Origin of the sequence: Microcystis aeruginosa FD4, from assembly GCF_009792235.1 — a bacterium.
Taxonomy (GTDB): domain Bacteria; phylum Cyanobacteriota; class Cyanobacteriia; order Cyanobacteriales; family Microcystaceae; genus Microcystis; species Microcystis viridis.
Map to the genome: position 1 here is coordinate 2,361,415 of NZ_CP046973.1, position 18,709 is coordinate 2,380,123.

Here is an 18,709-nt window from a genome sequence, read left to right on the forward strand (position 1 = left end):
TCCCACTTTTATTCTAGCGGCTTACCCTAAGTAAAAATACTTAGTTAAACAAAATTTAATTATTTAATTGTCAAGTCCGGTAGTAATTTTGTAACCGTTCAGGAGAGGTGTCAAGCCACCAGTGGCATTGACTCTGTGGAAGGACTCTCTTGGGGCAGCAGAGAAGGAGAAGCACTGCCTTTCCTAGAGGCGCGAATCGCTTCGGTCATAAGTACCGCGCGCACAATTAATTACACATCTAAGCCGTCAGCCGTCAGCTTTTTCAGTGATCAGTAAACAGTGATAATTACTATAGACAATGACGATACCGACGATAAAACCGACTACTGTACCTAAACCAAAGATAAAACCAATCGCTGTACCATTTGCCCAATAGGTTTTTTCCCTTTCAGCAAATTCTTTTAAAGTAAGGACTATTACTTCATTTTTAGGGAAAAGTGCCTGTAAATTGGCCTTAACTGCTTCGATATTTGCCCCCGGTTGCAGTTTAATCAGTCCTAGATCGATTTCGTGGGGTTGGCGTTCAGGAAAGAGCCTTAAAAAGGTAGAATCACTGCTAATGACGTTACCATCGGCAGCAAAGGAGGCACCAAGGGTAAAAATTCCCGCTACCTGTACCTCTTTTTTATTTAACTGAACTGTCAAATCGGGGTTTTTCTGGAGTAAATCGGCAATTAGACCGAATTCTGGTCTTCCTGCTTGATCATACAAGACGCGATTTAACATCTTTAGATCACTGGATTTTTGATTGACTTCTGGGAGAGTAAAAACCCGTTGACTGGGATCAAAACCAAAGACTAAAGTAGTTCTTTCTAGGGCAGTTTCGGGATTGCGCCACTGGGCAGAAGCAATATAAACTGGGGCTATAGATTGAATGCCCTCGACTCTTTTAGCTTGGTATAAGCGATCGCGAGAGAAACTTTTCACAGCAAAGAGGGTATCAAATTGGGGATTAATCAGGACTAAATCCGCATCGACGACATAATGGGGTTTAACGGAAGCATCAAATAAGGCATCCCGAAACCCCAACTGTGTAAAAATTAGGAAGTCAGCAAAAGCAATCCCGGCAATAGCCACAATCAAACGGGTTTTCTCTCGCGTCACCTCTAACCAAGATAGGGGCGTTTTTTTGAATAGATGGGTTAGTTTCATTGGGTGTTGGGTGTTGGGTGTTGGGGTTTTGGGGTGTTGGGGTTTTGGGGTGTTGGGGTTTTGGGGTTTTAGTTGAAATTCCCCACTTCCCCACTTCCCCACTTCCCCTAAAACCTACTCATTGATAGTTACAATTACTTGGGAATTGGTTAAACCTGCCACTTTTTGACTGTTTTCGCGATCTAAGGCAATGCGGACAGAGATAACCTTGCGATCGAAGTTTTCTCCTGGTTGATTGCTGAAGATATTTTGTTGGTCAACTTTTAAAGCAATTAAGCGCACTTTTCCCGTAATTTCGCCCTTAAACGCCGATCCGGTAATCGTGGCAGTTTGTCCCTCGCGAATTTTCTCGATGTCGCTTTGATAGATTTCGGCAATTACTTCCATGCGATCGGTTTCAGCGAGGTCAACAATTCCTTGAGCGCTGATTTGTTCCCCGATACGGGTATTGACTTTAATCACTTTGCCGGTAATTGGCGATCAAATATAGGCCTGATTTAACTCGGTTTGGGCTTTTTTAACGGCAACTAGGGCAGCATTTACCTCCGCTTCGGCTGCCCGCACATCGACTCCCCGCACTTCCGAGACTTGATTTAAAGTGGATCTGGCCTCTTTGAGCTGCTGTTGACCGGTGGATTCAATCCGGGCTAGGGTAGTCTTGGCTTCTTGTATCTCTTGTTTACCTGTCCTTTCAATTCTTTCTAGGGTAACTTTTGCTTCTGTGAGTTGTTGATTACTGGTTTCTAAATTCAGTCTTTTACTATCAAAACTAGAGGCGGAAATTGCTCCTTCTTGATAGAGTTTTTCGTAGCGATCAAATTCAGCTTTGGCATGGCGATATTCTGCTTCTAATTTGCCAATTGTCGCTTTTTGGGCAGCCCTATCCCCTTCTAATTGCGCTGTTAATCTTTGGATAGTTGTCCGTTGGGTTGCTTGATCTCCTAACCATTGTGCCTCGATTTTCCGCACGTTAGCAGCATTAGCATCGATTTCTCCGACTTTTGCCCCAGCTTTCACCTGTTCTAGCTTGGCTGCGGCTACTTTCACCTGTTCTTGTGCCTGTCGCAGGTTATCCTCTAATCTTTCCTGACTTTCGAGAATGGCGATTATTTGTCCCGTTTTGACGCTATCTCCTTCATCGACTAATAATTGCTTGACTCGATCGGAATCAAGCAACATCGGAGCAGATATGCTGATAATTTCTGTCCTCGGTTCAATTCTGCCTAAAGCGGTGATTTTTTGCGGTGCGGGCGACGCAATTACAGGGGTTTTGGTTTCGGGTTTGGTGGCGACTTGGGAAAGACTATAAAAGGTAGTTATTCCTAATAATCCTGTGCCTAATACTATTAACCCGATTATTAACTTTTGATTGGGTTTCACAAAAGTTTTGCCTTTCATAATTTTTTAGTTAATAAGTGATTGTTGGGGGTTAACAGTTTTTCTGTAAATAGGGAGTCAGAATTTTACCTAATAATTCCATTTGTTCATCGATCGCAATCTGTTCATTGCACCACAGGCGCTCTAATATCAGTCCATTAATAACGCTGACAACTAACCAAGCTACACTCGGATCGCTAATACCTAAAATCTCGATTACTGCCTGATGATAGCGGCGATCAACACGCTCAAAAAGTTGACTACGACTCAGTTCTTCTCGTCCTTGGTATTGAGAATAATCAATCCATAAGAATAATTGTTTGATGCAGGAATCCTCGCGATTAGTCATAAATTTTCCGAGAATTTTTAGCTTTTCTATCAGGGTTTTTCCTCGATCAATCTCGACTTTAGCTAATAAAACATCCTGCCGGCACATCTCCTCGACTAATTGCTCGAAAAGTGCCGCTTTACTGGGAAAGTAGTGGTATAGCGTTCCCGTGGACACTCCCAATCCTTGCGCTAATTCTCTCGTCGTCATGTCAGCATAGCCTTTCTCGGCAAAGAGTTCGGCACTTTTTAAGAGGAGTTCTTTTCGGTATTGTTCTACGTCTACTATCTTAGGCATAAATTTAATATTTAGCTTAAGATTACTATAAATGGGGAAATCGGTCGTCCCTTTGCCTGTATGCTAGAAAGAGGAGCTAATTCGTTATTGAGCGAGCTTTTTCGCAAGGATTGACAGTATGGGTAATATTCACGAGCAGTTATTAGAGGAATTAGCCGAAGTGGAGTGGAGTGACTTGATCCCCCATGCTCAAAGGGATGCGCTGATCCTGGTTTCCGATTCCCTCAATTTAATCGAAGTAGCAGAAGCGATCGCTGGTGATCAGGTTGCTCAAGTGCAGAATTGGATCGGTGAAAAACTACTCGAAAAACCGACACAAGAGCAATTAAGCGATTGGAATTCCCATCCCGATAACCTTTTTAATACACTAATCGTGCAACCTTTTGTGTTAATTCAGGCGGTAGTTTAGATGAAAAAATAGGAGGCTCTTCGTTATTCTTTATGCTAAATCAACAGACAAGATGCCAAGATAACATACTTCTAACCCAAAAATTCCGAAAGTTTCTAAAGCCATAGCCTCGCCGTTTTATTAGTTTAAGAGTGGTGATTCGGTAGTAGTGATGGCGGCTTAATCCTTTGCTTTGCTGTGCATTGTAGTCATGGATAAAATACCAAAGGGCTCCCCAACGTGATTCTCCATTTTTTTAGAGAAAGATAGACTCTCTCTCACCAGCCGAGAAATCCTTTGTCGACAGGTATTATTTAATCTTTCAATAGGATTAGTTTGACCAGTTTCTTTCCCGACCGGTCGATGACGTTTACTGGGAATTACTGTCTTATAGTACTCCCAAAAGTCTGTGTAAGCAACCGCACATTGTCGGTAAACGCCTGGTAAACTGGCCCCAAAGTTTTTTGGCTGATTGACGACTCCTATCTCCGCGCATAGCAACCAATAATTTCTCTTGTCTTTCTATCAATTAACCGCCAAATATAAACTTTTATCGTCTTAGAAAAAACAAAAGACCACATCTCATCACATTCTCTAACCAATTTACCTTTTGGTTTGTCCGAAACCTTTATTTGACGGGGGACAGCCGCCAGTTTATTGTTGACATAATTTTGTAACCATGACCAACTTACTCCTGTTACTCTAGCAATTCCTCGTCAGGAAATTCGTTCAAGCAAGAGTTGATCAATTAATTGTTTAGTTTCGTCAGAGACGGTTTTATTAGTGGGATTGATCACAAACGGTTGACCACATTCTTTACATTGACGTTTGGGTTTTCCCTTATGAATAGAACCATTCTTGATCCTATGGTGAGAACCACAACGCTTGACAGGGGAATAGAGGTGAACTAGGGGGGGTATTTTGTTCGGTGCCAGACTGATATTTCAGTAAGCCAGACAGGAGCCAGAAAAAGATATTTATCAGAAAAGTCATGAGCAAGCTAGAGGTTTAAAGACTGAGCGGGTTCCAATTATTTTTATTAATAAATATTTTACACAATTCATACCAGGTAAGCAAGAGAGCTACGCCACTACTACCGAATCATTACCATGAATAGAACCATTCTTGATCCTATGGTGAGAACCACAACGCTTGACAGGGGAATAGAGGTGAACTAGGGGGGGTATTTTGTTCGGTGCCAGACTGATATTTGAGTAAGCCAGACAGGAGCCAGAAAAAGATATTTATCAGAAAAGTCATGAGCAAGCTAGAGGTTTAAAGACTGAGCGGGTTCCAATTATTTTTATTAATAAATATTTTACACAATTCATACCAGGTAAGCAAGAGAGCTACGCCACTACTACCGAATCATTACCTCCTGCACGAACTTTTCTTTGTTATCATCCTGTGCATAGACTTCGGCATAGGCACGAAGGATTGAGTTGGAGCCGAAGACAATATCTGCCCGTGTCGCCGTCCATTTGACCTGATCCGTCTTGCGATCGCGGATTTCATACAGGTTCTTACCGGCTGGCTTCCATCGGTAGTTCATGTCCGTCAGATTAGACCTCCTGCAAAAATAGGAACTGATTATGTACAATAAAGTAAAACACTCAGAAAAACCATGACTTACGAAAAAGTAAAAAATTTGAATCCAGAAGAGTTTAAACGCTTTTGTGGAGTATATCCTGAAACATTTAAGGATATGGTGAAGGTTTTGGCTGCCGAAAAAGTTCTGCAAAAAAAATCGGGAAGACCAAGTAAATTAAGTCTAGAAGACCAAATCTTGATGACCTTAGAGTATTTACGGGAATATAGTACTTATTTCCATCTCGCAATTAATTGGGAGATTAATGAGACAACAGCCCTAGGAATCACTAGAAAGGTAGAAAATATTCTGAGCAAATCTGGATTGTTTAATCTGCCAGGAAAAAAGACAATTCACCAGGTCAATAGTGACCTAGAGGTAGTGGTAGTAGATGTAGCAGAGCATGAGATAGAAAGATCTCAAAAAAAGCAGGAAGATTACTATAGCTGGAACCAAGGCTATCATACAATAAAATCGCAAATTCTTGCGGCTCAAAAAACAGGAATGATAGTCTGTACCGCTCATGGGAAGGGAAGAATACATGACTTTAATCTTTGGAAAAATAGTCAAATTGGGATCGATAAAAATATTGAATGTTTAGCAGATAAGGGCGATCAAGGAATTCAAAAGCTGCACAAAAATAGTAGAATTCCTAACAAAAAAAAGAAAAATCAAGAATTAAGCTTAGAAGAAAAAGAATTTAATCGCCAGTTATCAAGAGAAAGAATTGTTATCGAACCTATTCACAGAAGTCTGAAGAGATTTAGAATTTTATCATCAAGATATAGGAATCGGAGACGACGTTTTGGTCTGAGATTTAATTTAATCGCTGGCATTTACAACTACGAACTTGCTTTAGGCTATCATCAAGTAGCTGAATAAGACTTTTGCAGGAGGTCTATTTAGTCTAAACTCCAAGAGTTAGTCTAAACTCCAGTGGAAAGCTTATGATGTATGGATTTCAGGGTTCTTATCCCCCTGTCAGTACATATCCCCACGCTGCGATGATGAACAGCGTGGGGATGCATATTAAGGGTTAGGCCGGCGTTGTCAGATCAGAATATGAAAGATGCAATGCAATCCTTGCTATCAAAGTAATTTGAGTTCCCAGCTGATTCGGATCATCTTTCAATTTGACAACGCCCATATTAAGGGAGGGTTAGGCCAGATCAAAGCGGTCGGCATTCATCACCTTCGTCCAGGCTGCCACGAAGTCCTGCACGAACTTTTCTTTGTTATCATCCTGTGCATAGACTTCGGCATAGGCACGAAGGATTGAGTTGGAGCCGAAGACAATATCTGCCCGTGTCGCCGTCCATTTGACCTGATCCGTCTTGCGATCGCTGATTTCATACAGGTTCTTACCGGCTGGCTTCCATAGGTAGTTCATGTCCGTCAGATTCACGAAGAAGTCGTTGGTTAATACGCCTTCGCGATCGGTGAACACACCGTGCTTGGTCCCGCCATAGTTGGTACCCAACACACGCATACCGCCAACCAGCACCGCCATCTCAGGGGCAGTCAACCCCATCAGTTGGGTGCGATCGAGCATCAGCTCTTCGGGTTTGACGGCATAGTCCTGCTTGAGCCAGTTACGGTAGCCATCGTGGATGGGTTCCAGCGGTTCAAACGATACGGCATCGGTCATCTCGTCCGTTGCGTCGCCCCGGCCAGGGTAGAAGGGAACGGTAATGTCAAAGCCAGCAGCCTTGGCTGCCTGCTCGATGCCGACACTACCCGCGAGGACGATGACATCCGCGACGCTGGCACCGGTATCCGCCGCGATGCCTTCCAGGACGGCCAGCACCTTGGCCAGACGGACAGGTTCGTTGCCTGCCCAATCCTTCTGCGGGGTCAGACGGATACGTGCCCCGTTAGCCCCCCCACGATTGTCCGAACCCCGGAAAGTTCTGGCACTGTCCCAAGCGGTGCATACCATTTCGCTAATGCTCAGACCGCCGGCTGCAATTCTGGCCTTCACGGACTGAACATCATAGCTAGCGTTCCCAGCGGGAATCGGATCCTGCCAGATGAGGTCTTCTTGCGGCACATCGGGGCCAATGTAACGAGTCTTTGGCCCCATATCCCGGTGGGTCAGTTTGAACCAGGCTCGCGCAAAGACGTCAGCAAAGTAGTCGGGGTCATGGTAGAACCGTTCGGAAATCTCCCAATACTTAGGATCCATCTTCATGGCCATGTCGGCATCGGTCATGACCAAATTGCGGCGGATTGTGGGGTCTTCAACATCAGTGGGTTTGTCTTCTTCTTTGACATTGATGGGTTCCCACTGCCACGCCCCTGCCGGACTCTTCTTCAGATCCCAGTCGTAATTCAGCAGCATGTGGAAATAACCGTTGTCCCATCGGGTGGGATAGGTCGTCCATGCGCCTTCAATGCCGCTGGTTACGGTGTCGCGACCAATGCCACGATGGGTCTTGTTGATCCAACCCAAGCCCTGTTCTTCGAGATCGGCGGCTTCGGGTTTTGCGCCAAGCAACGCAGTATCGCCATTACCGTGGCATTTGCCCACCGTGTGACCACCGGCGGTGAGGGCGACGGTTTCTTCGTCGTTCATGGCCATACGGGCAAAGGTTACCCGCACATCATGAGCGGTCTTGAGCGGGTCAGGATTACCGTCCACACCTTCGGGGTTAACGTAGATCAACCCCATCATCACGGCAGCCAGTGGATTTTCGAGATCCCGCTCACCGGAATAGCGGCTGTTGGGATTGTTGCTGGGGGCGAGCCATTCCTTCTCCGACCCCCAGTAAATATCTTTTTCAGGATGCCAGATATCTTCCCGTCCAAAGGCGAAGCCAAAGGTCTTCAGCCCCATAGATTCATAGGCGATGGTGCCAGCGTAGGCAATCAGATCCGCCCAACTGAGCTGGTTGCCATATTTTTTCTTGATGGGCCAGAGCAGACGGCGCGCTTTGTCCAGGTTGACGTTATCTGGCCAGGAGTTAATGGGCGCAAAACGCTGATTGCCGGTACCCGCACCGCCGCGACCATCCGCGATCCGATAGGTACCCGCTGCATGCCAGGACAGGCGGATCATCAGACCCCCATAGTGACCCCAGTCCGCTGGCCACCATTCCTGGCTGTCTGTCATCAGCGTGTGCAGGTCTTTTTTGAGCGCGGTTACGTCAAGTTTCTTAACCGCTTCCCGATAGTTGAAGTCTGCCCCCATCGGGTTGGTCTTGCTATCGTGCTGACTCAAAATATCGAGGTTGAGTACCTTGGGCCACCATTCCATGTTCGACATGCTAGCCGTCGTAATACTTCCATGCATCACCGGGCATTTGCCACTGGTGGTTGTCGTATTGTCATTCATCTTCAATTTCCTCTGGTGAGTTGATATACATTAGGACTTACGCATTGACAAAGTAGTAAAATAGTGGGTGTTGCTGAATCAAGGTATGAATGCCAACTGTGCGTCGTATCCAAAAGTTAGTTTGGGTCTAGGTTTTAAAAATCCCAGAAAAGAAGATTCATATCTCAAAGCAGCAACGCCCATATCTCTATTATGCAACGCCCGCCAATTTAACTTCTAGATATGTGCAAAATTGACATTCATATCTTGATTAAGCAGCGCCTAATTGTGCAACCTTTTGTGTTAATTCAGACCATAGCTTAGATAAAGCCAAACCCCCCAATCCGACAAGATTGGGGGGTTTTGAGGAAAGAATAATCCTGGCATCGAGCTATTGTCCCGGTCGGCAACCCGACAAGTATCTTGGCCACGGTGAAGTTTCACAACCGAGTTCGGGATGGAATCGGAGTGGTGCCATCACGTTAAAGACACCAGGAAGGGTAGAACCCTCAAGACTGCAAAAGCTAGGGAAAAAGTAAAGAAGAATGAGGTCAAGCCCTCGGTCGGTTAGTACTCCTCGACTGCACTCGTTACCGAGCTTCCATCTAGAGCCTATCAACGGGTAGTCTACCCGAGACCTTACTGGCTTAATGCCATGAGAGCAATCATCTGGAGGTGGGCTTCCCACTTAGATGCTTTCAGCGGTTATCCGCTCCGCACATGGCTACCCTGCGTTTACCGTTGGCACGATAACAGGTACACCAGCGGTGCGTCCTTCCCGGTCCTCTCGTACTAAGGAAGGCTCCTCGCAATGCTCTTACGCCTACACCGGATATGGACCGAACTGTCTCACGACGTTCTGAACCCAGCTCACGTACCGCTTTAATGGGCGAACAGCCCAACCCTTGGGACCGACTTCAGCCCCAGGTTGCGATGAGCCGACATCGAGGTGCCAAACCTCCCCGTCGATGTGAACTCTTGGGGGAGATCAGCCTGTTATCCCTAGAGTAACTTTTATCCGTTGAGCGACGGCCCTTCCACGCGGTGCCGTCGGATCACTAAAGCCGACTTTCGTCCCTGTTCGACTTGTGGGTCTCACAGTCAAGCTCCCTTCTGCTTTTGCACTCTATCGTCCCATTTCCAACGGGACCGAGGGAACCTTTGCGCGCCTCCGTTACCTTTTAGGAGGCGACCGCCCCAGTCAAACTGCCCACCTGAAACTGTCTCCCGCCCCGATTAGGGGTCAGGGTTAGAATTCTAGCCTCGCCAGAGTGGTATCTCACCGTTAGCTCCACCCTCCCCACGAGGAGAGTTTCAACGCTTCCCACCTATCCTGCGCAAGCGAAGCCCGAAGCCAATTCCAGGCTACAGTAAAGCTTCATAGGGTCTTTCTGTCCAGGTGCAGGTAGTCCGTATCTTCACAGACAATCCTATTTCGCCGAGTCTCTCTCCGAGACAGTGCCCAGATCGTTACGCCTTTCGTGCGGGTCGGAACTTACCCGACAAGGAATTTCGCTACCTTAGGACCGTTATAGTTACGGCCGCCGTTCACCGGGGCTTCGGTCGTCAGCTTCAGATTACTCCTGACCAACTTCCTTAACCTTCCGGCACTGGGCAGGCGTCAGCCTCCATACTGCGTCTTACGACTTGGCGGAGACCTGTGTTTTTGGTAAACAGTCGCCTGGGCCTATTCACTGCGACCCTCTTGCGAGGGTACCCCTTCTCCCGAAGTTACGGGGTCATTTTGCCGAGTTCCTTAGAGAGAGTTATCTCGCGCCCCTTAGTATTCTCTACTTCCCCACCTGTGTCGGTTTCGGGTACAGGCAATTAATGATTAACGTGGTTCGGGCTTTTCTAGGAAGCCTGATCAACGCCACTTCCCTCCCGTGGGAGGTGGGACTCGCGTCTTAGCTCCTGGTGTTTTCGCCACCTCTCATCGCCTCGACTGCTTGCACTGGTAACCAACATCCAGCTGACGTTGACCTTCTCCGTTCTCCGGCACAATCATTAATCGGTACGGGAATGTTAACCCGTTGTCCATCGACTACGCTTTTCAGCCTCGCCTTAGGTCCTGACTGACCCTCCGCGGACGAGCCTTGCGGAGGAAACCTTGGGGTTTCGGGGTGTGGGATTCTCACCCACATTTTCGCTACTTAAGCCGACATTCTCACTTCTATAGAGTCCACAGCTGCTTGCCGCTACTGCTTCACCCCCTATAGAACGCTCCCCTACCACTACAATGTAGTCCACAGCTTCGGTAGATAACTTAGCCCCGTTCATTTTCGGCGCAGGAGCGCTTGACCAGTGAGCTATTACGCACTCTTTTAAGGATTGCTGCTTCTAGGCAAACCTCCTGGTTGTCCATGCACTCCCACCTCCTTTCTCACTTAGTTATCATTTGGGGACCTTAGCTGGTGGTCTGGGCTGTTTCCCTCTTGACGATGAAGCTTATCCCCCACCGTCTCACTGGTAGTTTTTTTAGCCGTATTCAGAGTTTGCCTCGCCTTGGTACCGGTCTCCCAGCCCGCGGCGAAACAGTGCTTTACCCCGACTAAACTTCCACTACCGCTGCGCCTCAACACATTTCGGGGAGAACCAGCTAGCTCCGAGTTCGATTGGCATTTCACCCCTAACCACAGCTCATCCGCTAATTTTTCAACATTAGTCGGTTCGGACCTCCACTTGGTTTTACCCAAGCTTCATCCTGGCCATGGTTAGATCACCCGGGTTCGGGTCTACAAATTATGACGCTTCGCCCTATTCAGACTCGCTTTCGCTGGGGCTGTGGGGTCTTCCCCCTTCACCTGCCATAACCTGTAAGTCGCCGGCTCATTCTTCAACAGGCACACGGTCAGACGTTCAATCGTCCTCCCATTGCTTGTAGGCTAACGGTTTCATGTTCTATTTCACTCCCCTTGTCGGGGTTCTTTTCACCTTTCCCTCGCGGTACTGTTTCTCTATCGGTCACACGGGAATATTTAGCCTTACCTCGTGGTCGAGGCAGATTCACACGGGATTTCACGTGCCCCATGCTACTCGGGATGCAGTTAAGCTGGTTCCTTTTTCGACTACAGGACTTTCACCCTCTCTGGTGCGGTTTTCAGCCGCTTCGTCTAAATTTCCCAGTCTTTTGTTACTGTCCCACGACCCCAAGTTCCGCAGAACTTGGTTTAGGCTGTTCCCTTTTCGCTCGCCGCTACTGGGGGAATCGCTGTTGCTTTCTTTTCCTCTGGCTACTAAGATGTTTCAGTTCACCAGGTTTGCTCGCTCCACCCTATGTATTCAGGTGGTCGTGTTTAGGGTTGCCCCATTCGGATATCTTCGGATCAATGCTTGCTTCCCGCTCCCCGAAGCGTTTCGTCGGTAACTACGTCCTTCTTCGCTTCCGTGTGCCTAGGTATCCACCGTTAGCCCTTATTAGCTTGACCTTGCGGTCTTCTTTTTTGGCTTTTTCACCTAGCTCTATGCAGTTTTCAAGGTTCCTCTGGACTCTTTACTCAGAGCCAGCATTCTCTCTTACTATGTCAGTAAGATAAGGTGCTGATTCCTCGCTTCTCTTGTTTTTGCCACCTGTACAGGTGGGCCATCCTGGACTCGAACCAGGGACCTCACCCTTATCAGGGGTGCGCTCTAACCACCTGAGCTAATAGCCCTTGTTCCTGATTCAGGTCTTGTTTGAACCCAGAACCTAGTTTGAAAGCCAATTTTGCCTCGCTCCGACCTTTTGGGATTGATTCTTGGTAGCGACTACTTTTTTTTCGTCTCCTACCGGAATTAGGTCTCCCTTTAAGGAGGTGATCCAGCCACACCTTCCGGTACGGCTACCTTGTTACGACTTCACCCCAGTCACTAGCCCTGCCTTAGGCATCCCCCTCCTTGCGGTTGAGGTAATGACTTCGGGCGTGACCAGCTTCCATGGTGTGACGGGCGGTGTGTACAAGGCCCGGGAACGAATTCACCGCCGTATGCTGACCGGCGATTACTAGCGATTCCTCCTTCATGCAGGCGAGTTGCAGCCTGCAATCTGAACTGAGGCCGGGTTTGCTGGGATTCGCTGGCTCTCGCGAGTTCGCTGCCCTTTGTCCCGACCATTGTAGTACGTGTGTCGCCCAAGACGTAAGGGGCATGCTGACTTGACGTCATCCCCACCTTCCTCCGGTTTGTCACCGGCAGTCTCCTTAGAGTCCCCAACTTAATGCTGGCAACTAAGAACGAGGGTTGCGCTCGTTGCGGGACTTAACCCAACATCTCACGACACGAGCTGACGACAGCCATGCACCACCTGTGTTCGCGCTCCCGAAGGCACCCCCAGCTTTCACCAGGGTTCGCGACATGTCAAGTCTTGGTAAGGTTCTTCGCGTTGCATCGAATTAAACCACATACTCCACCGCTTGTGCGGGCCCCCGTCAATTCCTTTGAGTTTCACACTTGCGTGCGTACTCCCCAGGCGGGATACTTAACGCGTTAGCTTCGGCACGGCTCGGGTCGATACAAGCCACGCCTAGTATCCATCGTTTACGGCTAGGACTACAGGGGTATCTAATCCCTTTCGCTCCCCTAGCTTTCGTCCCTGAGTGTCAGATACAGCCCAGTAGCACGCTTTCGCCACCGATGTTCTTCCCAATCTCTACGCATTTCACCGCTACACTGGGAATTCCTGCTACCCCTACTGCTCTCTAGTCTGCCAGTTTCCACCGCCTTTAGGTCGTTAAGCAACCTGATTTGACAGCAGACTTGGCTGACCACCTGCGGACGCTTTACGCCCAATAATTCCGGATAACGCTTGCCTCCCCCGTATTACCGCGGCTGCTGGCACGGAGTTAGCCGAGGCTGATTCCTCAAGTACCGTCAGAACTTCTTCCTTGAGAAAAGAGGTTTACAATCCAAAGACCTTCCTCCCTCACGCGGCGTTGCTCCGTCAGGCTTTCGCCCATTGCGGAAAATTCCCCACTGCTGCCTCCCGTAGGAGTCTGGGCCGTGTCTCAGTCCCAGTGTGGCTGCTCATCCTCTCAGACCAGCTACTGATCGTCGCCTTGGTAGGCTCTTACCCCACCAACTAGCTAATCAGACGCAAGCTCTTCTTCAGGCCAATTAGGTTTCACCTCGCGGCACATCGGGTATTAGCAGTCGTTTCCAACTGTTGTCCCCGTCCTGAAGTTAGATTCTTACGCGTTACTCACCCGTCCGCCACTAGAATCCGAAGATTCCCGTTCGACTTGCATGTGTTAGGCACGCCGCCAGCGTTCATCCTGAGCCAGGATCAAACTCTCCATGATGAATCGTTTGATTCTTTTGACTTTTTTTCGTCTCCCCCTTGCGGGTTTGACTTCTTTGTTATAGAATTGCTTCTAAACGAGGCTTTTTTTGCTTGGCTTTCAAACTATTGTTTTGTCTAGGTTCGAGCGTCGTTTGTTTCGCTTCGCTTTCGCTTGGCTTCAACCGCGCATTTACCAATGTATCTAACTTCCCCATGTTTGTCAACCCCTTTTGGCAAAATTTTTTGATCTTTTTTCTATCCCTTGCTACGTAAGCCTTTCAGCTTTTAGGGTTTTTTGGTAGTCCTTGGCTCAGAACTATTGGTGCGGACACTTTAGTTTACTTGTACTAAATATTTTCCTCAATTTAATTTTTTCTTCAGTACCTCTCGATCGCTGGGTCGATTTTGGGGTATGGTTCCTTGAGAATGTATTTTCTGAAAGGAAAGCCCTCATGTCTCGCCGCGCTGCTTTACAATCCTATTTACTGGTGCGTTTACTCCTAGCTCCCTTGATGTTATGGACGATTGTGACGGTGGTTTTTCTGCTGATGCGTGTTGCTCCAGGTGATCCCACGGATGCGATTTTAGGCAACCGCGCTCCTGAAAGTGCCAAAAATGCCCTAAGAGAACAGTTAGGACTGAATAAACCCCTATTTTTCCAGTACCTAGACTATATTTTCAATCTAATGCGTCTCAACTTAGGAGACTCTTTAACCAGTAAGGGGGTGACGGTATGGGAGATTATTGCTAAACATTTTCCAGCGACGGTGGAACTAACTTTTTATGGGATGCTAATTGCGGTGATAGTGGGAGTCGGATTAGGAATTATCACTGCTTCTCGTCCGAATACTCCCTTGGACGCGGGGGGGCGTTTATTTGGACTGATAACCTATTCCTTGCCGATTTTTTGGGTGGGAATGCTCTTACAGCTAATTTTTGCGGTACAGTTGCGCTGGTTTCCTTTGGGGACTCGTTTTCCTTTGAGTGAGACTCCACCCCAAACAATTACGGGTTTATACACCTTTGATAGTCTGATGACTCTACAACTAGATAAGTTGCCTACGGCATTGTATTATCTAGCCTTACCTAGTTTTACTCTCGGCATTCTTTTGAGTGGGATTTTTGAACGGATGGTGCGAGTTAATCTGAAACAAACTTGGCAAGCGGACTATGTAGATGCGGCAAAAGCGAGAGGAATACCAGAAAAAACGATTATGGTTGCCCATGCGCTGAAAAATGCTCTAATTCCTGTAATTACTGTCTTAGGATTAACTTTTGCGGCTCTTTTAGGTGGTGCAGTCTTGACGGAAGTTACTTTTTCTTGGCCGGGTTTGGGAAATCAGTTATATCGGGCGATTTCTCGGCGGGATTACCCAACAGTGCAGGGATTAATGGCTTTTTTGGCGACAATAGTGGTTTTTGCCAGTATTTTGAGCGATCTAATCAATGCTTACATTGATCCTCGCATCCGTTATTAATCAGGGAGAGGGAATTATAGATTATGAATTAAGTAGTCATGCAAAATTAATTACCCAAATAAAAAATTAAGAAGTATAATACATGAAGAAACGAAGTAGCAGGAAAATACAATGAGATTTATTAGAGACCTAAACCCCGAGAGCCAGAAAATGCTAGAGAGAATTTATCGAGCTAGTAAACATCATCAAGTAAGAGAGCGAGCGAAATGTATACTCTTAAGTTTTCAGGGAACCACGATAGAAGAATTGAGCGGAATATTTGGAGTTACGAGAAAGACCATCTATAATTGGTTGACGGTCTGGGAAGATAGAAAACTAATTGGTTTTTATAATCGTCGAGGAAGAGGGAGAAACCCTAAATTGACAGAAGCACAAAGCCAACAAGTTATTGACTGGGTAAAAGAAGAACCGAAAAGCTTAAAAAAAATCCAGATCATTCTTGTAGAAGAATGGAAATTAACCGTAAGCAAAGACACGATAAAAAGACTAATAAAAAAAATCAACATGAGGTGGAAAAGGGTGAGAAGAGGGGTGGGCAAAACCCCTGATGAGTGGGAGCTTGAGGTCAAACTACCTATTTTAGAAGAACTCAAAAAACAGGAAGAAAGAGGAGAGATTGAGATAGGATATTTGGATGAAATGGGATGGGATTCAAAGCCTTGTATTCCTTATGCTTGGCAAGAAGAAAAAACCACGATAAAGTTACCACCAATTGAAGGTAAAAGACTAAATATTTTAGGAATAATGAAACGAGATAATCAATTATTTTATGAGACACAGGTCGGAACGGTTACTAGCGAGATAGTTATCAATTTTCTGGATAAATATTGCCAAAATATACAGAAAAAAACTGTCATAATAATTGACCAAGCTTCCATTCATACCAGCGATGCATTTATCGAGAAACTTGAGGAATGGGAAAAGAAAAACTTGAAAATATTTTGGTTGCCCACTTATTCACCTCATTTAAATTTAATTGAAATATTAGGTCGATTTTTAAAATATGAATGGATTGAATTTAGCGCCTATAAAGACCGAAAGAGCCTCCTCGCTTACGTTAAAAAAGTGCTGGACAATTTTGGAGGCGAGTATGTAATTAATTTTGCCTAGGTACTTAATAGGCTCAAACTCTTGTCTAAGATCGTATGGACATTCACTCAAAGACCATGTAGTCATAAAGATAGATTCATCCAAATTTATAACATTATCACTAACATTAGATGCTGCTCCAGAGAGCCATTTTAGGTTACTTAACGTTTCTGTATTAGGACAAGGTAGAAAAACATTTTTCAGATAAAATTTTTGAATGGCACACATTACTGGAAGATCGTAAATAAAATACTTGTTCGTATATCCAAGATTTTTTAAAAGTCTAAAAAAACTACCATAGCCACCACCAAATTCAACAATTTCTTGGAGATGATAAGACATTAATATTTGTGTATTCCAAGAGTCTAATCAAATGATATCCATGCTGAACCAGCAGTGGACTGCTTAAAGGATAAGAGGGATCTAAAAATGGTTTTCCTACCGGGGATTCAGTGAGTGCATTCTGGGCTCTTCTGGTTTTCGTGTGTTAATTTTTGTTATGAATTAAAGCAAGCAAACAGCTTAAGTCGAAGATGTTGAAAATTGGTAAATCCATAACTCATTCTTTTAATAAGCTTTATTTTGGTATTCATTCCCTCAATTAATCCGTTGGTTGTCTGATTTTCAAAGTAATTACAAATACCCAGCAAATGCTTCTGGATCATGCGGGCACTACTTTGATATAATATTCCGCCTATTCTTATCCATTTTTCCAATTTTCTCTCAGCACCTCTGAAGGTTCTACTACTTTGATAAATTTGTCTAATTTCTTCTTTCATTTCCCAGGCTATTCCCAAGCAGGGATGTTCTTTTAAGATAACTTCTAGTTGTTGTTTTTGCTCGTCCTTTAAGTCCTCTTTATTCTTCCATAATAAATGAGGTAATCCTTTTTCATGCACCCCCATTAACTTTCTCAATTTATTAAGCTCGTCATTGATGATAGCCATTACATGAAAACGGTCATAGATGATTTTAGCATTGGGAAATAATACCATTTTTCTGGCTCTTCGGGAATTGTTATGCAAATAATTAACTTAAAATAAAATTCAATGAGAGCAACTACGCTCAAAAGTAGCTGAAATTCATACAGGAAACGACTTAAGGCACAAATAGATTAATACCAAAAGATAGACAATTGAGTTAAGATTTGATATAATAGCCAAAAACGAGATTATTTTACTTATGATACTTGACAAATTTTTGAACCTACAAGGAACCTGTATTCAAGGCTATCGACACCTAGAAAATATCGGTATAGTTTTCCGAATCGAATCGAAAAATCAAAAAGCAGCCTGTCCTCGTTGTGGGTTAGAGAGCGATAAACTACACCAAAATCATCGACATTTAGTCAAAGATTTACCGCTCTCAGGTCAACCAGTGTACCTACAAGTTAATCGTCGTCAATTTAAGTGCGATAATTGTCGAAAACCCTTTAGCGAAGAGTTAGATTTTGTCGCCAAGAAACGAACCTATACGAAAAGACTAGCCGAGAATATACTCGAACAATTAAAAGAAGGAGATATTTTAAATGTTAGCCGAAGAAATGACGTAACGGAAGAAGAGATTCAAAGAATGATAGAGGACATAGCTGAAGAAATTACAGAGACAGACCTATCGAAATTAAAAAGACTAGGAATTGACGAAATCGCTCTAGTCAAAGGACAAAAAAATTATTGTGCGGTTTTAGTAAATTTAGATACGGGAAAACTAATAGCTATTCTAGAGAAGCGAACACAAGAAGAATTGAGGGAAACGCTTACGGGATGGGGAAAAGAGGTGTTAGAGCAAATTGAAGAAGTCAGCATAGACCTTTGGTTGCCCTATAAAAATTTGGTGAAAGAATTGATACCATCGGCCGAGGTAGTCGCCGATAGATTCCATGTAATGAAACAAATTAATCAAGAGTTAGACGAACAGAGAAGAGCAGAAAAAAGAGCGGTAGAAGCGCAGAAAAATAAAAAACAGAAAGCGGAAAAAGAAGCGAAGCTAGAAGTTTTAAAGCGAAGTAAATATAGCTTGTTAAAAAATGAAAAAGATTTAACGGAAACCCAAAAAATCAAACTAGAAGCTATCAAAGAAAATTGACCAAGTTTGAAAAAGATGCAGGAATTAAAGGAAGAATTTAGAAAGATTTATGAAACCTCAGAGAATCCGACAGAGGGAATGCTATCTATCTCAGAATGGTTGGCAAAATCCTCCAGTGTTTTTACCAAGAGTTGTCAAACAATCCGAAACTGGTTTGGAGAAATCATTAGTTATTTCGAGCAAAGGACAACGAATGGGGTGGTCGAGGGAATCAACAATAAACTTAAACTAATAAAACGGAGAGCCTATGGCTTTAGAAACTTTCGGAATTTTTGGGTTAGAAGTATGTTGTCTTGGCATCTTGTCTGTTGATTTAGCATAAAGGGTAACGAAGAGCCATTTTTCTTTATTCGCGTC

7 protein-coding genes, 1 tRNA gene, 3 rRNA genes and 5 pseudogenes are annotated in these 18,709 nt (G+C 45.1%); 5 read left to right on the forward strand and 11 right to left on the reverse strand.

Annotated elements, in window-relative coordinates; translation table 11 throughout:
* Nucleotides 1-291 precede the first annotated feature (291 nt).
* The 3 genes and pseudogenes from devC to GQR42_RS11980 all read right to left on the reverse strand — a co-directional run.
* Nucleotides 292-1,152 (reverse strand): annotated as a pseudogene (gene devC, locus GQR42_RS11970) (ABC transporter permease DevC); the annotation flags it as partial.
* A gap of 114 nt (nucleotides 1,153-1,266) precedes the next feature.
* Nucleotides 1,267-2,550 (reverse strand): annotated as a pseudogene (locus GQR42_RS11975) (HlyD family efflux transporter periplasmic adaptor subunit).
* A gap of 31 nt (nucleotides 2,551-2,581) precedes the next feature.
* Entirely contained in the window at nucleotides 2,582-3,154 is a 573-nt protein-coding gene (locus GQR42_RS11980) for a TetR/AcrR family transcriptional regulator (protein ID WP_158200156.1), read from the reverse strand.
* A gap of 118 nt (nucleotides 3,155-3,272) precedes the next feature.
* Here GQR42_RS11980 and GQR42_RS11985 point away from each other — a divergent pair, with 118 nt between their 5' ends.
* Nucleotides 3,273-3,563: a DUF2288 domain-containing protein gene (locus tag GQR42_RS11985; RefSeq protein ID WP_002749972.1), complete on the forward strand. Its 291-nt coding sequence runs from the start codon at nucleotides 3,273-3,275 to the stop codon at nucleotides 3,561-3,563.
* A 178-nt stretch (nucleotides 3,564-3,741) separates the two neighbouring features.
* Here the strand turns inward: GQR42_RS11985 and GQR42_RS11990 are convergent.
* A pseudogene (locus tag GQR42_RS11990) lies at nucleotides 3,742-4,462 on the reverse strand (IS1 family transposase); the annotation flags it as partial.
* Nucleotides 4,463-4,902: 440 nt separating this feature from the next.
* Complete coding sequence (locus GQR42_RS11995) at nucleotides 4,903-5,094, reverse strand: hypothetical protein (RefSeq protein WP_199273311.1); 192 nt, start codon at nucleotides 5,092-5,094, stop codon at nucleotides 4,903-4,905.
* Between the two features lie 72 nt (nucleotides 5,095-5,166).
* On the opposite strand from GQR42_RS11995, the gene GQR42_RS12000 reads away from it, so the two are divergent.
* Nucleotides 5,167-6,012 carry an IS5 family transposase gene (locus GQR42_RS12000; protein WP_158200157.1) on the forward strand — a complete coding sequence of 282 codons (846 nt, stop codon included), beginning with the start codon at nucleotides 5,167-5,169 and terminating at the stop codon, nucleotides 6,010-6,012.
* 277 nt (nucleotides 6,013-6,289) lie between these two features.
* Here GQR42_RS12000 and katG read toward each other — a convergent pair whose 3' ends face one another.
* The 5 genes from katG to GQR42_RS12025 all read right to left on the reverse strand — a co-directional run bounded on the left by katG (nucleotide 6,290) and on the right by GQR42_RS12025 (nucleotide 13,719).
* On the reverse strand, nucleotides 6,290-8,464 hold the full coding sequence (gene katG, locus GQR42_RS12005; protein WP_158200158.1) for a catalase/peroxidase HPI: 2,175 nt from the start codon (nucleotides 8,462-8,464) through the stop codon (nucleotides 6,290-6,292).
* A 357-nt stretch (nucleotides 8,465-8,821) separates the two neighbouring features.
* Nucleotides 8,822-8,939, reverse strand: a 5S ribosomal RNA gene (gene rrf / locus GQR42_RS12010).
* Nucleotides 8,940-8,990: 51 nt separating this feature from the next.
* Nucleotides 8,991-11,871: ribosomal RNA gene (locus GQR42_RS12015) — 23S ribosomal RNA — on the reverse strand.
* A 151-nt stretch (nucleotides 11,872-12,022) separates the two neighbouring features.
* Nucleotides 12,023-12,096, reverse strand: a tRNA-Ile gene (locus GQR42_RS12020).
* A gap of 134 nt (nucleotides 12,097-12,230) precedes the next feature.
* Nucleotides 12,231-13,719 (reverse strand): 16S ribosomal RNA (locus tag GQR42_RS12025).
* Together the 16S, 23S and 5S rRNA genes with 1 tRNA gene alongside form the textbook arrangement of a ribosomal RNA operon.
* Before the next feature lie 433 nt (nucleotides 13,720-14,152).
* On the opposite strand from GQR42_RS12025, the gene GQR42_RS12030 reads away from it, so the two are divergent.
* Complete coding sequence (locus tag GQR42_RS12030) at nucleotides 14,153-15,178, forward strand: ABC transporter permease (RefSeq protein ID WP_158200159.1); 1,026 nt, start codon at nucleotides 14,153-14,155, stop codon at nucleotides 15,176-15,178.
* Between the two features lie 111 nt (nucleotides 15,179-15,289).
* A complete protein-coding gene (locus GQR42_RS12035) occupies nucleotides 15,290-16,288 on the forward strand; it encodes an IS630 family transposase (RefSeq protein WP_158200160.1) in 999 nt (332 codons plus the stop codon).
* A gap of 476 nt (nucleotides 16,289-16,764) precedes the next feature.
* On the opposite strand, the pseudogene GQR42_RS12040 reads toward GQR42_RS12035, so the two are convergent.
* A pseudogene (locus GQR42_RS12040) lies at nucleotides 16,765-17,256 on the reverse strand (ISL3 family transposase); the annotation flags it as partial.
* A 193-nt stretch (nucleotides 17,257-17,449) separates the two neighbouring features.
* On the opposite strand from GQR42_RS12040, the pseudogene GQR42_RS12045 reads away from it, so the two are divergent.
* Nucleotides 17,450-18,664: pseudogene (locus GQR42_RS12045) on the forward strand (ISL3 family transposase).
* Nucleotides 18,665-18,709: the final 45 nt, after the last annotated feature.